Origin of the sequence: Streptomyces sp. NBC_01723 (assembly GCF_036246005.1) — a bacterium.
In the GTDB taxonomy this organism is placed as follows: Bacteria; Actinomycetota; Actinomycetes; order Streptomycetales; family Streptomycetaceae; genus Streptomyces.
In genome coordinates this window covers 586,778-602,909 of sequence record NZ_CP109171.1, presented here as the reverse complement: position 1 = coordinate 602,909, position 16,132 = coordinate 586,778, and the positions used below count along the sequence as shown (strand labels likewise).

Sequence of the window (16,132 nt, the reverse complement as noted above, 5' to 3'; positions counted from 1 at the left end):
CGTTCCTTTCGAAGTGACGTCCGACACGCTAGGCACCCCGCGACATGGGCACCAATAGATGTTTCGTTGCCCCGATATAGACTCCGTCGATATGGGCAGCTTCGATCTCAACCTCGCCCGGGTCTTCGTGCTCCTGTACGAGACCGGCAGCGTCACGGCCACCGCCGAGACGCTGCACGTCACGCAGCCCACCGTCAGCTATAGCCTGGGCAAGCTCCGGCGCCACTTCGACGACGAGCTGTTCCGCCGCAACGGGCGCGGACTGACGCCCACGGCCGGCGCCCGGCGGCTGTACGAGCCGCTCCAGCGCGCCCTGGCGGAGATCGACGGGACGGTCCGGCAGGGCGACGTGTTCGACCCCGCCACCATGTCCGGGCGCTTCACCATCGCGCTGTCCGACCTCGGCGAGGCGACGCTGCTGCCGAGGCTCCTCGCCGCCGCGCGCGAGCGGGCGCCGGGCGTGTCGTTCACCGTCCGGCCCTTCGACGTGGAGGACGCCGAGAGCCAGCTGCGCCGCGGCGACCTCGACGTGTTCGTGGCCACCCCGGTGATCACCTCGCACCTGACCGTGCGGGTCCCGCTCTTCCGGGAGCGCTACGTCCTGATGGTCGCCGCGGACCATCCGCGCATCCGGGGCGACGCGGCCACACTGGCGGACCTCGCCGCCGAGCACCACGCGACGGTGTTCGGGCCGAGCGGACACGTCGCGCCCCGGGCGGTGCTGGCCGCGCACGGACTCCTGGAACGGGTCGCCGTGGACGCCACCCGCTTCTCGATGCTGCCCTACCTGCTGGAGCAGACCGATCTCGTCGCCATCGTCCCCGAGTTCGTCGGAGAGGTCTTCACCGCCTCGCACCGGGTGCGCCTGGTGCGCCTGCCGTTCGAGACCGAGCCGATCGAGATCGCCCTGTACGCGCGGCACGAGTCCTCGCGCGCTCCGGCGCAGCGCTGGCTCGTCCAGTTCATGGCGGAGGTACTGGGCGAACAGGTGAGTCCGGCCCAACTGCCGCCCACCGCCGCCCGCTGAGGCCGGAGGCCGCGCGAACTGCGGGTGTTTGCGGTCGCGGTGAGGGGCAAGGCGGTGTCCATGAGCGATCCGAACAAGGACACGAACAAGAAGCCCACCACTACGCGGACCGCCGAGGCCAAGGCCGAGAGCGCCGCAAGGAAGGCGACCGCCCCGGCCTCCCGGGCGACACACGCCGCCGCCGACAAGGCGGGTGACGCCGCGTCGGCCGCCAAGGCCGGTGCCCAGCGCTCCGCCCAGGTCGCAGGCGGTGCCGTCCAGACGGCCGCCAAGGGTGTCGAGGCGGGCCGTCAGGCCGTCATCACCACCACGGGCCAGGTCGCGGCCGGAGCGAAGACCGCCTGGACGGTCATCGCCCACCGCAAGCTCGTCGCCGCGGGCGTCGGCGCCGGCATCACCGCCCTGAGCGCGGCCTCGTACGCGGTGGGCCGGCGGTCGGGCCGCCACACCCAGGGCCCCCTCACCCGTCTCACCGGAGGCCGGATCTGACGCCCTTACCGGACGGCCCCGGCCGGAACGCAGAGCGCCGCTCCCCGGACAGGGGAAGATGGGACCGCGAGCGAAGTCCCTACCGATGCGGAGGAGTGGGCGCATGCAGCACGACCGAGCCGGGAAGCCGGCCGGCCCCGAGGACCTGATCGACGTCGCCAGGCTGGTGACGGCGTACTACACCCTGCACCCGGACCCGGCGGAGCCCGCCCAGCGCGTGGCCTTCGGCACGTCCGGGCACCGGGGTTCGTCCCTCGCGACGGCGTTCAACGAGGACCACATCGCCGCCACCAGCCAGGCCATCTGCGAGTACCGCTCCGCACAGGGCACCGACGGCCCGCTCTTCCTGGGCGCCGACACGCACGCCCTGTCCGAGCCCGCGAGGGTCACCGCGCTCGAGGTGTTCGCCGCCAACGACGTGACGGTCCTCGTGGACACCGGGGACGGCTACACCCCCACCCCCGCGGTGTCGCACGCCATCCTCACCCACAACCGGGGCCGCGACTCGGGCCTCGCGGACGGCGTGGTCGTCACCCCCTCGCACAACCCGCCCGCCGACGGCGGCTTCAAGTACAACCCGCCCAACGGCGGACCGGCCGGTTCGGACGCCACCTCCTGGATCCAGGACCGGGCCAACGAGATCATCGCGGCCGGCCTGAAGGACGTACGGCGCATCCCCTACGCCCGGGCGCTCGCCGCCCCCGGCACCGGACGCTACGACTTCCTCGACCGCTACGTCTCCGACCTGCCGGCCGTCGTCGACCTCGACGCGATCCGCTCGGCCGGCGTACGGATCGGCGCCGACCCGCTGGGCGGCGCCTCCGTCGCGTACTGGGGCCGGATCGCCGAGCACCACCGCCTCGACCTGACCGTGGTCAATCCGCTCACCGACCCGACCTGGCGTTTCATGACGCTGGACTGGGACGGCAAGATCCGCATGGACTGCTCCTCGCCCCACGCGATGGCCTCGCTCATCGAGAAGCGCGACCGCTTCGCCGTCGCCACCGGCAACGACGCCGACGCCGACCGGCACGGCATCGTCACCCCCGACGGCGGCCTGATGAACCCCAACCACTACCTCGCCACCGCCATCGCCTACCTCTACGCCCACCGCACCGAGTGGCCCGCCGACGCCGGCGTGGGCAAGACGCTGGTCTCCTCCGGCATGATCGACCGGGTCGCCGGCGATCTCGGCCGGCGGCTGGTCGAGGTCCCGGTGGGCTTCAAGTGGTTCGTCGGCGGTCTCCTCGACGGCTCCCTCGGCTTCGGCGGCGAGGAGTCCGCGGGGGCGTCCTTCCTGCGCCGGGACGGCTCGGTGTGGACCACCGACAAGGACGGCATCATCCTCGCCCTGCTCGCCTCCGAGATCACCGCCGTCACCGGCCGGAGCCCCTCCGAGCACTACGCCGCGCTCACCGCCCGCTTCGGCGAACCCGCCTACGCCCGCATCGACGCCCCCGCCACCCGCGAGGAGAAGGCCCGGCTGGCCCGGCTGTCCCCGGCCGAGGTCACCGCCGACACCCTCGCCGGCGAGCCGGTGACCGCCGTCCTCACCGAGGCACCGGGCAACGGCGCTCCCATCGGCGGCATCAAGGTGACCACCGAGAACGCGTGGTTCGCGGCCCGCCCCTCCGGCACCGAGGACGTCTACAAGATCTACGGGGAGTCGTTCCTCGGCGCCGACCACCTCCGGCAGGTGCAGGACGAGGCCAAACTCGTCGTCCTCGGCGCCCTGGGCGGCTGAGACCTCACCTCCGGCCGGCCGGGCCCTGCGCCCCGCGGCGCAGGGCCCAGGCCGGTGACCAGACCTCCGTGCCGAGCCGGACGGACGGGCGCGAGACGAGGTACGCGTGCAGCGCGGCCAGCCCCGGATGCGCGTTGTCGGTGTGCCGGAGCAGGGAGTGCGGATAGACCGGCGCCGGATCACGCACCGGGATGCGCCGCAGGTCGTGGCCGGCCGGCCAGACCAGGGGCGTGTGCTCGCTGAGGAAGGTCGACACCGTCGACGACTCGGAGATGGTGTCCAGGAGGGCCTCGACGCCGAAGTTCGGGCCGATCGCGTCCACGGTGAACCCGTACTCGGCCGCGAACGCGTCGTAGTAGGCCGACCACTCGGTGCCCGGGACGTTCCCGGGCATCCAGACGCGCTGCCCGGCGAGCTGCCCCGGGGTCACCGTCCGTGCCTTCGCGAACGGGTGGGCGGGCCCGGTGAACAACTGCAGCGGCTCGTCGAAGACCGGCGTGGCCTCGATGCCGTCGGGCAGCCGCTGCCCCGGCATGGTGACGCAGCGGAACGACGCGTCGATGGCCCCGGAACCGATGGCGGCGACGGCGGTGTGCGCGTCGGGGAGGGTGACCACGTCGAGGTCGACGTCGGGACGGGCGCGGTGGAAGTCACGCAGCAGACCGGCCGTCGCGGCCCGTCTGCCGATCACGTCCACCCGCAGCGGACGGCGCCCCGGCCGAACCGAGGCGACGGCCCGCTCCTCGGCGTCCAGCAGCGCACGGGCGTGCGGCAGGAACGCCTGCCCGTCGATCGTGAGCCGGGCTCCTCGCGCGGTCCGGGTGAACAACGTCACCCCCAGCTCCTTCTCCAGCGCGGCGACCCGCTTGGAGACGCCCTGCTGGGTGACGGTCAGCCGGGCGGCGGCGACCTGGAACTGCCCCGCCTCGGCGACGGCGACGAAGGTGCGTACGGCGCTGAGATCCACGACGGTCATCGTACGAGCGTGGCGCCGCCGCCACCCTGTGGTCGCTGCGGCCGGTGATGTTTCGCGGTTTCCTGGGTAGACGGGCTGGCGTAACGGTCAAGGCTCAGGAAGAGGGCGGATCGGATGGACGGGGCTGCCCGGCAGGAGGACCGGCGAAGTGAGCCGGTCAAGGTTTCGGCGGAGTACGAGGGCATTCCCGGCGACATCGCCCGGGGCCGCGAGCTGGCCCGGAGATTTCTCGCCCGGGTGCGGGCCGTGCAGGACCGCACGGTGTCCGACCGCGCGGCGGACCTGCTGCAGCTCGTGGTCAGCGAGCTGCTGACGAACGCCTGCAAGTACGCGCCCGGCCCCTCGCTGGTCGACCTGGAGCTGGCCGACGACCTGGTCGAGGTCACCGTGTGGGACAGCGAACCCGTACTGCCCGTCGCCGAGGCCACCGACCCCGGGCGCATCGGCCGGCACGGGCTCGAGATCGTCATGGCCGTGTGCCACAGCTTCGAGGTGCACCGGGAACCCGTCGGCAAGCGCATGCGGGCCGCCCTGATGCTCACCGACGACCTGAGCGGCACCGCCCTCGGACACACCTCCTGAGCCGTCGCCCGGTGAGCGTGTCGGCGGGGCGGAGTAGCCCTCGCGGGTGACGCCATGTCAACGGGACCGGAAGGTACATCAACTGCCGTGCGTCCGGGGCGCTTTGTGTGTTCCGGCAGGTCCTCGCGAGAAGTCGGCGTTCACCCGGCTGAGCGCCTTGAGTGGTGCGAGTCGGACGACTGGCTGACGGTAATTCACGTCGGGGCCGGGTCATCTCAGCTGACGAAGCACCAGCTGCCCGGCCGTGACGGAAGGAACCACAGATGCGTTCTGCTCGCACGCTCCTGACCACGGCGGCCGCGTCGGCCGTCATCGTCCTCGGTGCCCCCGGCGCCTACGCGGCCTCCGCGGGCGACTGGGACCACGACGACTCTTCCTACAGCAAGGAGCACGACAACGGAAGCAAGCACGAGAAGCCGCACGGCGGTATGCACACGGGCGGCGGAGCGCTGACCGCGGTGAACGAGGGCGGCTGGGACGGCGGCGAGTCCAAGAAGGACGAGGGCTCCGAGTACAAGCAGGACGAGGGCGAGAAGTCCTGGGAGGGCGGCAAGCAGGAGAAGCCGCACGGCGGTATGCACACGGGCGGCGGAGCGCTGACCGCGGTGAACGAGGGCGGCTGGGACGGCGGCGAGTCCAAGAAGGACGAGGGCGGCTGGGACGGCGGCGAGTCCAAGAAGGACGAGGGCTCCGAGTACAAGCAGGACGAGGGCGAGAAGTCCTGGGAGGGCGGCAAGCACGAGAAGCCGCACGGCGGTATGCACACCGGCGGCGGTGGCCTCGACACGCCGACCACCACCGCGGGCGGCCTCGCCGTCCTGGGCGTGGCCGGCGCCGGCCTGTACGCCGTCCGACGCAAGAAGTCGGTCAACGGAATGGCCTGAGCCGTGCCGGGCGCGATAGCGGCCGGGCCGCCACCAGGAACTCCGTGGCGGCCCGGCTCGCTGTCCCCCTCCGTGTCCGCCCTGCCGCCGTGCCCTACCGAGGTGGTCCTCGATGACAGTCCCCCCTTCGACCCCCGTCGCCGACGAGAAGCCGCCGACCGGGCAGGGATTCCGCCCCGGCCTGATGGTGCTGTGCGGCGTGGCCCTGCTGATCCTGGCGGTCAGCCTGTTCGGCGGCAACGACACGTCGACCGACTCGTCCCGCCCCCCACTGCCCGCACAGCCCGCGACGTCGGCCTCGCCCAAGGCCGGCCCGTCCGCGACCGGCACGTCCCGCACCCGCCCGCCCGGACCGGTGCTGCCCCGCTCGAAGCCGGTGCGGCTGCTGATCCCGGAGATCGCCGTCGACGCCCCCTTCACCGACCTCGCCATCGGCGCCAACGGACAGCTCCAGCCTCCGCCGGCCGCCGACACCAACCTCGTCGGCTGGTACGCCAAGGGCGTCTCCCCCGGGGAGCGGGGCACCTCGATCATCGCCGGGCACGTGGACACCAAGACGTCCGCCGCGGTCTTCGCCCGCCTGGGCCAACTGGACGAGGGAGACGTCTTCCACGTCCGGCGGGCCGACGGACGCAAGGCGTCCTTCGAGGTCGACGGCGTGGAGACCTTCGCCAAGGACGAGTTCCCCAGCCGGCGCGTGTACGGGGACACCGACCGGCCCGAGGTACGGCTCATCACCTGCGCGGGCGACTACGACCGCCAGGCCAAGGACTACACGGACAACCTGGTCGTCTTCGCGCACCTCACCTGAGCCCGCGCGGGTCACCCGCGCAGTGCACACGAGTCGCGCGCCGTCGGGGCCGGGCAGAAGATCGTCGGACACGTCGGCGTCGCAGCATCACGGGTGACGCTCAGTTCCGCCTCCGCGAAGGAGAGTGCGCAGGATGACCATCACGACCACTTCTGTATCCGACCCGTCGGCACGTCAGGTGTCGCACCAGGTCTCCCAGTCCGTGTTCGACGGCTCCCGCCTCCGGGTGGTCCTGCTGGTGGAGGTCTACGACGGTGCCCAGCAGCAGTTCCTGGAGACGTACGAGAACCTGCGCAGCCACGTCGAGTCCGTCCCCGGGCACATCGGCGAGCAGTTGTGCCAGTCCATCGAGAACCCGTCGCAGTGGCTGATCACCAGCGAGTGGGAGAGCGCCCCGCCGTTCCTGAACTGGGTGAGCAGTGAGGAACACGTGCGGATGGTCAAGCCGCTGCACAAGTGTGTCCGGCACACCCGGTCGCTCCGTTTCCACGTGGTCCGCGAGACCGGCCGGCCGGCGGCGGGCGCCGAACCCGGCCGGGGCGGGCTCCAGTCGGCCCCCCGGATCGGTGACGGCGTGATCCGGCACGCCCTCACCTTCACGGTGAAGCCCGGCAGCGAGGAGACGGTCGCCAGGATCCTCGCCGACTACGCCTCGCCCGAGCCGCGCGTCGACGACACCACGCGCCTGTGCCGTACGTCCCTGTTCCTGCACGGCAACCGGGTGGTGCGGGCCATCGAGGTGCGCGGCGACCTGCTCGCGGCCCTGCGGCACGTGGCCGCGCAGCCCGAGGTGCGGGCCGTCGAGGAGGCCCTCAACCCCTATCTGGAGCAGGACCGGGATCTCGGCGATCCGGAGTCCGCGCGGGTGTTCTACACCCGGGCGGCGCTGCCCGCCGTACACCACGTGACGGCGGCGGAGCGGGACCCGGCGGCACAGCGTCACGCGCTGTCGTACCCGGCCCGGCCGGGGGAGGGCATGCGGCTGGCGCGACTCCTCGCCGAGCGCGACGAGGCGGCGGCCGACGACCCGCGCAGCCCGGTGCTGAGCAGCACCATCTTCCAGCGCGACGAGATCGTGGTGCGGCTGGTCGATGTGCGCGGCGACCTCCGGGCCGGCGACCCCGCGGTCACTCTCGGGCTCCCCGACCCCGCCACGGTCACCGAACTGACCACCCTGCTGGACGGTCAGGACCGGCCGGGCGACGCACTCGTCCGGGCCCTGGAGGGCGCCCGGATGGAACCGGTCACCGACCGGCGCGCGCCCGACGCCTGAACCGGCGCCGGACGCCGCGGACACGCGAGGGCCGCCGGACCGCGCTGTGCGGTCCGGCGGCCCTCGCCGCCCGTCCGGGCGTCGGTTCACTCGGGGACGGTGCAGTCGAAGGCGTGCAGGTAGGGGTTGACCGGGCGGATGTCGTCGATGACGAGGCCGGCCTCGGTCAGCCGGCCGACCATGCTGTCGGTGGTGTGCTTCGCCCCGCCGACGTTGAGGAGCAGCAGCAGGTCCATCGCGGTGCTGAACCGCATCGAGGGGGTGTCGTCGACGAGGTTCTCGATGACCACGACCCGGGCCCCGGGCCCGCCCGCCCGCATGACGCCCCGCAGGGCGCGGGCGGTGCTGTCGTCGTCCCACTCCAGGATGTTCTTGATGACGTACACGTCGGCCCGGACGGGGATGTCCTCGCGGCAGTCCCCGGGCACGATCCGCACGCGGTCCGCGAGCGAGCCGCCCTCGCGCAGCCGCGGGTCGGCGTTCTCCACGACCCTGGGCAGGTCGAGCAGGGTGCCGTGCATGGACGGGTACTTCTCCAGCAGGCTCGCCACCACGTGCCCCTGGCCGCCGCCGATGTCGGCGACCGAGGAACTGCCCGACAGGTCGAGGAGGGCCGCGACGTCCTCCGCCGACTGCCGGCTGGAGGTCGTCATGGCACGGTTGAAGACCTCGGCCGACTGGGGAGCGTCCTCGTTGAGGTAGGTGAAGAACTCCTTGCCGTACAGGCCCTCGACGACGTTGCGGCCGCTGCGCACCGCCTCGTCGAGCAGGGGCCACGCGTCCCAGGTCCACGGTTCCGTGCACCACAGGGTGATGTAGCGCAGGCTGTGCGGGTCGTCCTCGCGCAGCAGCCGGGACATGTCGGTGTGCGCGAACGTCCCGTTCTTCTGCTCGGCGAAGACGCCGTAACAGGTCAGGGCCCGCAGCAGCCGGCGCAGCGGCTTGGGCTCGGCCTTCACCGCGGTCGCGAGGTCGTCCACGGTCATGGGGGTGTCCCCGAGGGCGTCGGCGACTCCGAGCCGGGCGGCCGTGCGAAGGGCGGCGGCACATGCCGCGCCGAACACGAGCTCCCTCAGCCGCATGGGCGGGGGTGGGGCGGTCTGTGCGGTCGTCATGTGCCGCTTCCCTTCCTTCTTCGGTACACGAGCTGTGGCCGGCCGGTCAGCACAGTCCCGCGGGCTTGGAAGCGCCGCAGGTGTTGCCCTCGAAGGTGTTGTTCTTCCCGGTGGCCGCCGTCTCGGTGTTGACCAGGTCGGCGGGGGAGTTGTCGCGCAGCGAGTTGCCCTTGACCTCGTTCTTCTCGCTGGTGACACCCACGAAGCTCTTGAACAGGACGATGCCGCCCGACAGCGGGGACTTGCCCGAGTTCTCCCGCACCTTGTTGTCCGCGACCAGTACCTTCTCGGTGCCGGTCAGGACGATGCCGGAGCCCTGGAGTGCGTCGAGGCGCTCGGTCTTCGGGCAGGACTTGTTGTTGCCCACGACGTGGTTGTCGCGCACGACCAGGTCACCGGCCTTGGGCTTGTTCTCGTCGCCGACGACGAACACGCCGGCGCAGTTGCCGGTGATGTTGTTGGCCGCGACGGCGAGGTTGCGCAGCCGCCGGACCGTGACGCCGATCCGGTTGCCCTTGAGGAGGTTGCGCGCGACGACCGTTCCCTCGGTGTCGGCCGCGCCCTTCTCGGCCGTGATGGTGTTGGCGAGGAAGATGCCCGCGTCGCCGTTGTCGAGGGCGGCGTTGCCGCGGAAGATGCCATGGACCGACTGCTCCTGGGCGATGCCCCAGACGCCGTTCTTGACGGCCGTCACGTTCCGCACCGTCAGGCCGTCGGTGGCCGTCGAGTACAGACCGGCGCGGGTGAAGCCGGTCACCGTCAGGTCGGCGACGGTGACACCCTTGACGTTCTTGCCCTTCGTGCCGGTCACACAGATCCCGTTGCCGCCCTCGGCGCAGGTGTTGGCGGCCGCCTTCTCCGTGCCGGGCTCGAGGATCGTCTCGCGGCCCATGCCGCGCAGGGTGAGTCCGGGGGTGCTCACCTTGACGCTCTCGTGGTAGGTGCCGGGAGTGACGAGGACCGTGTCCCCCGATTCGGCGGCGTCCACCGCCTTCTGGATCGACTCTCCGGGCTTGACCACGTGGGTCATGGGGGCGGAGGACGCCGGAGCCGCTCCGAGCCCCGTACCGATCATCGCTGCGGTGCACACCAGGTACACGACATGGCATTTCTTCATATTCGTAAAGATATGCCGGACATATTCATACGCGGCCGGGATGAGCCATCCGACGGCGTGTCAGGATGGCAACCTGAGTGGCATGGGCAAGACCGCACTGATCGTCATCGACATGATCAACACCTACGACCATCAGGACGCCGAAGCGCTGATCCCGGCCGCGGAGTCGGTACTGCCGCAGCTGACCGGCCTGCTGGAGCGGGCGCGACGCCACCACGTCCCCGTGATCTACGTCAACGACAACTTCGGGGAGTGGCGCTCGCACCACGGCGAGATCCTCGACCAGGCCCTCTCGGGGCCGCACGCGGGACTCGTCGAGCCGCTGCGGCCCGACGAGTCGTCCCTCTTCGTGGTCAAGGCACGCCACTCGATCTTCTTCGAGACCCCGCTGACCTATCTCCTCCACCAGCAGGGGATCGACCGGCTCGTGCTGTGCGGGCAGGTGACCGAGCAGTGTGTGCTCTATTCGGCGCTCGACGCCCACATCCGCCATCTCCAGGTCATCGTCCCGCGCGACGCGGTCGCCCACATCCACGCCGACCTCGCGGATGCCGCCCTGCGCATGATGGAGCGCAACATGGGTGCCCGGATCTGCGACAGCGACGAGTTGTGGACGTGAGGCGATCCGCGGCGCGGCGGGCCGGAAGAGCCGGCCGGTGTCAGGTCCGCAGGCTGCGCACGGGGAGGACGAGCTGCGCCGCCGTCCGCAGGGTGTCCTCGTGGTTGGCGAAGGCGGCGACCGCCCCGGCCTCGCCGGGCTCGCCGCCGGACCACGGGCGGGTGGCGAAGACGAGGCAGGCGTACCCGCGCTTGTCCACCGCCTCGCGCCATTGTGGCGTGGGCACGAACTGGGCGTTGACGCCCGGCATGGTGAGCGCCGCCGCACCGGGCACGACGAGCAGGCCGACCGGCAGGCCGGGCAGGCCGGTGGCGTCGAGCACGCCGTCGCCCACGGCGATCCCGGAGCGGCTCAGCAGCCCCTCGACGGCGGCCGGGGTCGCCTCCGGGCCGCCCTCGCCGTCGCCGAGGGAGCAGGCGAGGAGAAAGGGGACGTCTCCGTCGGGTGTCTCACGGCTCCAGGACATGATGACGAGCGTGCCGAGGTCGGCGGTTCGCAGGGGACGCGGGGCGGTGGAGATGGAGGTCATCGCGAAACCGTAAGTGCGCGCCGGGGCGCCCCCGGACAGCCGTCACCCGACCGGAGGACGTCCTCGCCCTTCTTCACACGAACGAGGAGCCCGACGAGCGAGGGGTCCGCCGAACGAGGGGTCCGCCGAACGAGGGGTCCGCTCACCGCCGCGACAGTCGGCTGCGGATGTCGTCGAAGTGCCGGTGCACCGCCCGCTCCGCGGCCTCCGCGTCACCCCCGCGCACGGCGTCGACGATCCTGGCGTGCATCCGGGCCAGTTCCTCGCCGTCGGCCGCCGCGCCCAGTCCCTGGGCCTGGGTGCGCACCCGGTGGAAGGCGCTCCAGAAGGCGTCGAGGAGTTCGCTGAGCAGTTCGTTGTCCAGGGAGCGGTGCAGCGCCCGGTGGAAGGCGCGGTCGGTGCGGGCCGCGATCTCGCCGGTCTCCCGCACCTCGGTGTGCATCGTCTCCACCAGCGCGTCCAGCTCCGCCAGGTCGGCGTCGGGCAGCCGGCCCGCCAGCCGGTGCATGAGCCCCGCCTCCAGCGCCTCGCGCAGTTGCAGCAGTTCGAGCAGGCTGCCCTGGCCCCGTCGGTGTCCGACCACGGTGCGGAACGCCATGGCCTCGGTCATCGGCTCCAGCGACATGGTGCCGACGTAGGTGCCGAAGCCGCGCCGGATCTCGACGATGTGCATGGCCTGCAGGGACTTGAGCGCCTCGCGCAGCGAGTTGCGGCTGACGCCGAACCGCTCCATCAGCTCCGTCTCGGTGGGCAGCGGGTCGCCGGGGCCGAGGCCCTCCTCGACGATCAGCTCCTTGATCCGCTCCTCGGCGTCGGCGGCGACCGAGCGCATGTGGCGTCCCCTCTCGACCCTTGACATCCCCTGCTCCGTCATGTGTCACTCTAACAGGACGTAGGACATCCTACGTCCTCGGTTCCGGGAGCCCGGGCGCGTCGCCGCCCCCTGCCCCCGGGACGGAAACACGGCACGACCTGGAGTCACCGCATGCCCATCCCCACGCCGCTGCGCGGCGTCATCCCCCCGGTCATCACCCCGCTCACCCCGGCAGGGGAGGTCGACACCGGGTCGGTGCGCCGACTGACCGAGCACCTCATCACGGCCGGTGTGCACGGGCTGTTCCTGCTGGGGTCCAGCGGCGAGACCGCCTACCTCACGGACGCCCAGCGGCTGACCGCGCTCGAAGCCGCCGTGGACGCCGCCGCCGGCCGGGTCCCCGTGCTCGCCGGGGTCATCGAGACCACCACGGCCCGGGTCCTGGACCGGGCGGCCGACGCGGTCCGGGCCGGCGCCGACGCGCTCGTGGCCACGGCGCCCTTCTACACCCGCACCCACCCGGTGGAGATCGCCGGCCACTTCCGGCGGATCCGCGAGGGCGCGGGCCTGCCGCTGTTCGCCTACGACATCCCGGTCGCCGTGCACACCAAGCTGCCCCGCGACGTGGTCCTCGGCCTGGCCGCCGACGGCACGCTCGCCGGGCTGAAGGACTCCAGCGGCGACGAGGGCTCCCTGCGCCGGCTGCTGGTCGAACTGCGCCCGCGCACCCCGGACTTCTCGGTGCTCACCGGCTCCGAACTCACCGTGGACGGCGCGCTCCTCGCCGGTGCGGACGGAGTCGTGCCCGGCCTCGGCAACGTCGACGCGCACGGCTATGTACGCCTCTACGCGGCCGCCCGGGCGGGTGACTGGGCCGCCGCCAGGGCGGAGCAGGACCGCCTCGCGGCCCTGTTCGCCCTCACCGACGCGGGCGACCCCGCCCTGATGGGTCCCAGTTCCAGCGCGCTCGGCGCCTTCAAGGCGGCCGCCCGGCTGCTGGGCCTCATCGACTGCGCGGCCACCGCGGCACCGCAGGTGCCGCTCGACGAGGCGGCCGTGGCCCGCGTCCGCACCCGGCTCACCCAGGCCGGACTCCTGTGACCCCGGGACCGGGGCCGCCGGCCCGGCCCCGGTCCCCCCCCCGCAAACCGTCCCGTCCCGCTGTCCGTCCCCCCCCACGCGCGTCTTCCCACCCGCATTGGATCCGTCATGTCAGCTGCGCGCCCCACCCCGACCGCCCCGCCCTGGTACCACGAGATCACCCGGGAGAAGTGGAAGTCCTTCTTCGCCGCCTGGATCGGCTACCTCCTCGACGGCTTCGACTTCGTGCTCATCACCCTCGTGCTGACCGAGATCGCCGACGACTTCGGGCTGTCCACCGTCGAGTCCGCGAGCCTGGTCTCCGGGGCCTTCATCACCCGCTGGCTCGGCGGCGCCGTGCTCGGCGCGCTCGGCGACCGCTTCGGCCGCAAGAGCGCCATGGTGGCCAGCATCCTGCTGTACTCGGTCGGCACCTTCGCCTGCGGCTTCGCCTGGGACTACACCAGCCTGTTCACCGCCCGCCTGCTGATCGGCATGGGCATGGCCGGTGAGTACAGCGCCAGCGCCACCTACGTACTGGAGAGCTGGCCCGCCCGGCTGCGCAACCGCGCCTCCGGATTCCTCATCTCCGGCTTCTCCCTGGGCGGCGTCCTGGCGGCCGAGGTCTACGAGCACGTGGTGCCGGGGCACGGCTGGCGCTGGCTGTTCTACATCGGACTGTTCCCGGTCGTCGTCGCGCTGTGGGTGCGGCGGGCGCTGCCCGAGGCCGACGACTGGGAGGCCCGGGTGGGCGCCACCGGCGAGCGGCCCAACCCCTTCCGGCCGCTGTTCGCGGACCGGCGCCGGGCGACGGTCAACACGGTGCTCGCGGTCGTCGCCACGGGCGCGCTGTTCGCGGTCTTCACCCCGCTCGGCGCGGGAGCGGTGCCCGTCCTCTCCGTCGTGGCCACGGCCTGTCTCCTCGCCTTCGCCGTGCAGCTGGGCGGGCGCAAGCGCTGGCTGCTCTTCGTCGCGCTCTGCGTCACCGTCTTCTGCGCCTTCCTCTACAGCTGGCCGGTGCAGGCCCTGCTGCCCACCTACCTCAAGAGCGAACTCGGCTTCACCCCCGCGCAGGTCAGCGACGCGCTCTACTACGCCGGGTTCGGCACGATGGCCGGCTGCATCGTCACCGGCTTCCTCGGGGACCGGTTCGGCACCCGCAGGGCGTACGCCTGCACACTGGCCGTCGGCATCGCCTTCGTCTTCCCCGTCTTCGCGATCCGCGACAGCCAACTCGGCCTGGGCATCCTGCTGTTCCTCATGCTCGCCTGCATGCAGGGCATCTCCGGACTGCTGCCGAAGTACATCGCCGGACACTTCCCGACCGAGACCCGCGCGGCGTCCCTCGGCTTCACCTACAACGTCGGCGCGCTGGGCGGCGCCGTCGCCCCCGTGCTCGGTGCCCGGCTGGCGTCGAGCATGTCGCTGGGACAGTCGCTCGCGGTGCTCACCTTCTCGCTGACCCTGGTGGTCATCCTGCTGATCGGCTTCGACGTCCCGAGCCGCCTCAACCGTCTCGTCGACCCCGAGGCCGTGCCGGACTACCTGGCCACCGAGGCGGCGGTGGAGAGCCCGCCGTCCGTACCGACGGCGAAGTGAGGCGGACGCCGGCCGGAGGGTGGTTCGCCTGCTCCGACCGGCGTAACGAGGGGCGGAAGGTGCGTCGCCATGCCATCACATGCGGTAACAGTCCCAGTATGATCTGTAGACGAAATGCTCATCGGAGTGACGTGTGCGGCGCGCACCGCCGTGGGGTCCGGATCGCCGTGGCGGCGCTGCTCGCCACGACCGCACTGGGCGCCACCACCGCAGCGGCCGCCTCACCGTCCGTCCCCCTGCGCACCGACTGGGACGCCATCGCCGCCTGCGAGTCGGGCGGCAACTGGAAGGCCAACACCGGCAACGGCTACTACGGCGGTCTGCAGTTCAGGCTGTCGAGCTGGATCGCGGCCGGCGGCCTCAAGTACGCCCCGCGCGCGGACCTCGCCAGCCGCGCCGAGCAGATCGCCGTCGCCAAGAGCCTGGCCCGGATCCAGGGAATGAACGCCTGGGGCTGCGCCTGATGTTCCCGCCCGGCGGTCCTGGGCAGACGTAGGGGTGTGAGCCGCCCGGCCGCAGGAGGGCGAAGGAGGGCTCGGCAGACATGCCACGTCTCCCCGGTGACCGCATCCCCGACCCGCGCGCACGGCTGGGAGAGATGATCTTCTCCCGCGTGGCGGGGCCGGAGGGCCCGGGCAACCGTGCCCGCATCCACGACACACCGGGCCCGCGCTGGTTCGGCCCGGAACGGCCGATCCGGCGGGTGCACGGGGACGCCTCCATGTTCATCGGCGGCCTCTCCGCCCTGCTGCTCCAGTCGCTCCACCCCCTGGCCATGGCCGCGGTCGCCGCGCACTCCGGTTTCCGCGGCGACCCCTGGGGCCGGCTCCAGCGCACCAGCACCTTCCTCGCGGTCACCACCTACGGGACGGCGGACAGCGCGCAGGAGGCCTGCGAGCGGGTACGGGCCGTGCACGAGAGGGTGCGGGGCGTCACGGCCGAGGGCGAGGAGTACGCCGCCGCCGACCCGCACCTGCTGTGCTGGGTGCATGTGGCGGAGGCCGACAGCTTCCTGCGCGCCCACCAGCGGTACGGCGCACACCCTCTGGACGATGACGAGTGCGACGGCTACGTGGCCGACATGGCGCGCATCGCCACCGCGCTCGGCGTCCCCGACCCGCCCGTCGACCGCGCCGGACTCACCGAACGCATCGCCGCCTACCGCGGCGAACTGCGCGCGACCGCCGAGGCGCGCAGCACCACCCGCTTCCTGCTGCTCAGGCCGCCCATCCCGCTGCTCGCGCGTCTGCCCTACGGGCTGCTCGCCGCCAACGCGGTGTCCCTGCTGCCGGTCTGGGCCTCACGCGCCCTGGGCCTGCCGCGCGTTCCCCCGGCCGAGGGCGTGTGCGTGCGCCCGCTCGGGTCGGCCGTGACCGCGGGCATCCGCTGGGCGATGACGCCGCCCCGGGACGCGGCGTAGCGGCGGGCCGCCCGCCGTACGGTACGCCGTGTTGACCGGGGTGATCCGTGGGC

Annotated in this window: 17 protein-coding genes; 12 read left to right on the top strand and 5 right to left on the bottom strand. The window is 72.3% G+C overall.

The window, feature by feature from the left end:
• The first annotated feature begins 91 nt into the window (after nucleotides 1-91).
• The 3 genes from OIE75_RS02780 to pgm all read left to right on the top strand — a co-directional run bounded on the left by OIE75_RS02780 (nucleotide 92) and on the right by pgm (nucleotide 3,260).
• On the top strand, nucleotides 92-1,027 hold the full coding sequence (locus OIE75_RS02780) for a LysR family transcriptional regulator (RefSeq protein ID WP_307009325.1): 936 nt from the start codon (nucleotides 92-94) through the stop codon (nucleotides 1,025-1,027).
• A gap of 60 nt (nucleotides 1,028-1,087) precedes the next feature.
• Entirely contained in the window at nucleotides 1,088-1,516 is a 429-nt protein-coding gene (locus OIE75_RS02775; protein WP_307009324.1) for a hypothetical protein, read from the top strand.
• A gap of 103 nt (nucleotides 1,517-1,619) precedes the next feature.
• Nucleotides 1,620-3,260, top strand: coding sequence for a phosphoglucomutase (alpha-D-glucose-1,6-bisphosphate-dependent) (pgm, locus tag OIE75_RS02770; RefSeq protein WP_307009323.1), 1,641 nt, complete (start codon nucleotides 1,620-1,622; stop codon nucleotides 3,258-3,260).
• A gap of 4 nt (nucleotides 3,261-3,264) precedes the next feature.
• On the opposite strand, the gene OIE75_RS02765 is transcribed toward pgm, so the two are convergent.
• Complete coding sequence (locus OIE75_RS02765; protein ID WP_329469354.1) at nucleotides 3,265-4,236, bottom strand: LysR family transcriptional regulator; 972 nt, start codon at nucleotides 4,234-4,236, stop codon at nucleotides 3,265-3,267.
• A 114-nt stretch (nucleotides 4,237-4,350) separates the two neighbouring features.
• On the opposite strand from OIE75_RS02765, the gene OIE75_RS02760 reads away from it, so the two are divergent.
• From OIE75_RS02760 to OIE75_RS02745, 4 genes are all read left to right on the top strand, one after another.
• Nucleotides 4,351-4,818, top strand: coding sequence for an ATP-binding protein (locus OIE75_RS02760; protein WP_329469353.1), 468 nt, complete (start codon nucleotides 4,351-4,353; stop codon nucleotides 4,816-4,818).
• Between the two features lie 263 nt (nucleotides 4,819-5,081).
• Nucleotides 5,082-5,702 carry a hypothetical protein gene (locus OIE75_RS02755; RefSeq protein ID WP_307009317.1) on the top strand — a complete coding sequence of 207 codons (621 nt, stop codon included), beginning with the start codon at nucleotides 5,082-5,084 and terminating at the stop codon, nucleotides 5,700-5,702.
• Between the two features lie 112 nt (nucleotides 5,703-5,814).
• Nucleotides 5,815-6,513: a class F sortase gene (locus tag OIE75_RS02750; protein WP_307009316.1), complete on the top strand. Its 699-nt coding sequence runs from the start codon at nucleotides 5,815-5,817 to the stop codon at nucleotides 6,511-6,513.
• Nucleotides 6,514-6,646: 133 nt separating this feature from the next.
• Entirely contained in the window at nucleotides 6,647-7,786 is a 1,140-nt protein-coding gene (locus tag OIE75_RS02745; protein WP_329469352.1) for a SchA/CurD-like domain-containing protein, read from the top strand.
• 86 nt (nucleotides 7,787-7,872) lie between these two features.
• Here OIE75_RS02745 and OIE75_RS02740 read toward each other — a convergent pair whose 3' ends face one another.
• Together OIE75_RS02740 and OIE75_RS02735 are read right to left on the bottom strand one after the other, a co-directional pair.
• Nucleotides 7,873-8,901 carry a methyltransferase gene (locus tag OIE75_RS02740; protein WP_329469350.1) on the bottom strand — a complete coding sequence of 343 codons (1,029 nt, stop codon included), beginning with the start codon at nucleotides 8,899-8,901 and terminating at the stop codon, nucleotides 7,873-7,875.
• 46 nt (nucleotides 8,902-8,947) lie between these two features.
• Nucleotides 8,948-10,018 (bottom strand): right-handed parallel beta-helix repeat-containing protein, encoded by a 1,071-nt coding sequence (locus OIE75_RS02735; protein WP_329469348.1) that lies wholly within the window; start codon nucleotides 10,016-10,018, stop codon nucleotides 8,948-8,950.
• Between the two features lie 82 nt (nucleotides 10,019-10,100).
• On the opposite strand from OIE75_RS02735, the gene OIE75_RS02730 reads away from it, so the two are divergent.
• On the top strand, nucleotides 10,101-10,637 hold the full coding sequence (locus OIE75_RS02730; protein WP_329469347.1) for an isochorismatase family cysteine hydrolase: 537 nt from the start codon (nucleotides 10,101-10,103) through the stop codon (nucleotides 10,635-10,637).
• A 40-nt stretch (nucleotides 10,638-10,677) separates the two neighbouring features.
• On the opposite strand, the gene OIE75_RS02725 is transcribed toward OIE75_RS02730, so the two are convergent.
• Complete coding sequence (locus OIE75_RS02725) at nucleotides 10,678-11,166, bottom strand: DUF5949 family protein (protein WP_122617756.1); 489 nt, start codon at nucleotides 11,164-11,166, stop codon at nucleotides 10,678-10,680.
• 142 nt (nucleotides 11,167-11,308) lie between these two features.
• The gene (locus OIE75_RS02720; RefSeq protein WP_329469346.1) at nucleotides 11,309-12,025 is read right to left on the bottom strand and encodes a FadR/GntR family transcriptional regulator; all 717 of its coding nucleotides are present in this window, start codon (nucleotides 12,023-12,025) and stop codon (nucleotides 11,309-11,311) included.
• A 126-nt stretch (nucleotides 12,026-12,151) separates the two neighbouring features.
• Here OIE75_RS02720 and OIE75_RS02715 point away from each other — a divergent pair, with 126 nt between their 5' ends.
• The 4 genes from OIE75_RS02715 to OIE75_RS02700 all read left to right on the top strand — a co-directional run bounded on the left by OIE75_RS02715 (nucleotide 12,152) and on the right by OIE75_RS02700 (nucleotide 16,079).
• Nucleotides 12,152-13,081 (top strand): dihydrodipicolinate synthase family protein, encoded by a 930-nt coding sequence (locus tag OIE75_RS02715; protein ID WP_307009305.1) that lies wholly within the window; start codon nucleotides 12,152-12,154, stop codon nucleotides 13,079-13,081.
• Nucleotides 13,082-13,189: 108 nt separating this feature from the next.
• Complete coding sequence (locus OIE75_RS02710) at nucleotides 13,190-14,659, top strand: sialate:H+ symport family MFS transporter (RefSeq protein WP_329469345.1); 1,470 nt, start codon at nucleotides 13,190-13,192, stop codon at nucleotides 14,657-14,659.
• Nucleotides 14,660-14,757: 98 nt separating this feature from the next.
• Nucleotides 14,758-15,123, top strand: a complete 366-nt coding sequence (locus OIE75_RS02705) for a transglycosylase family protein (protein ID WP_329469344.1) — start codon at nucleotides 14,758-14,760, stop codon at nucleotides 15,121-15,123.
• Nucleotides 15,124-15,203: 80 nt separating this feature from the next.
• On the top strand, nucleotides 15,204-16,079 hold the full coding sequence (locus OIE75_RS02700; RefSeq protein ID WP_329469343.1) for an oxygenase MpaB family protein: 876 nt from the start codon (nucleotides 15,204-15,206) through the stop codon (nucleotides 16,077-16,079).
• The last annotated feature ends 53 nt before the right edge of the window (nucleotides 16,080-16,132 follow it).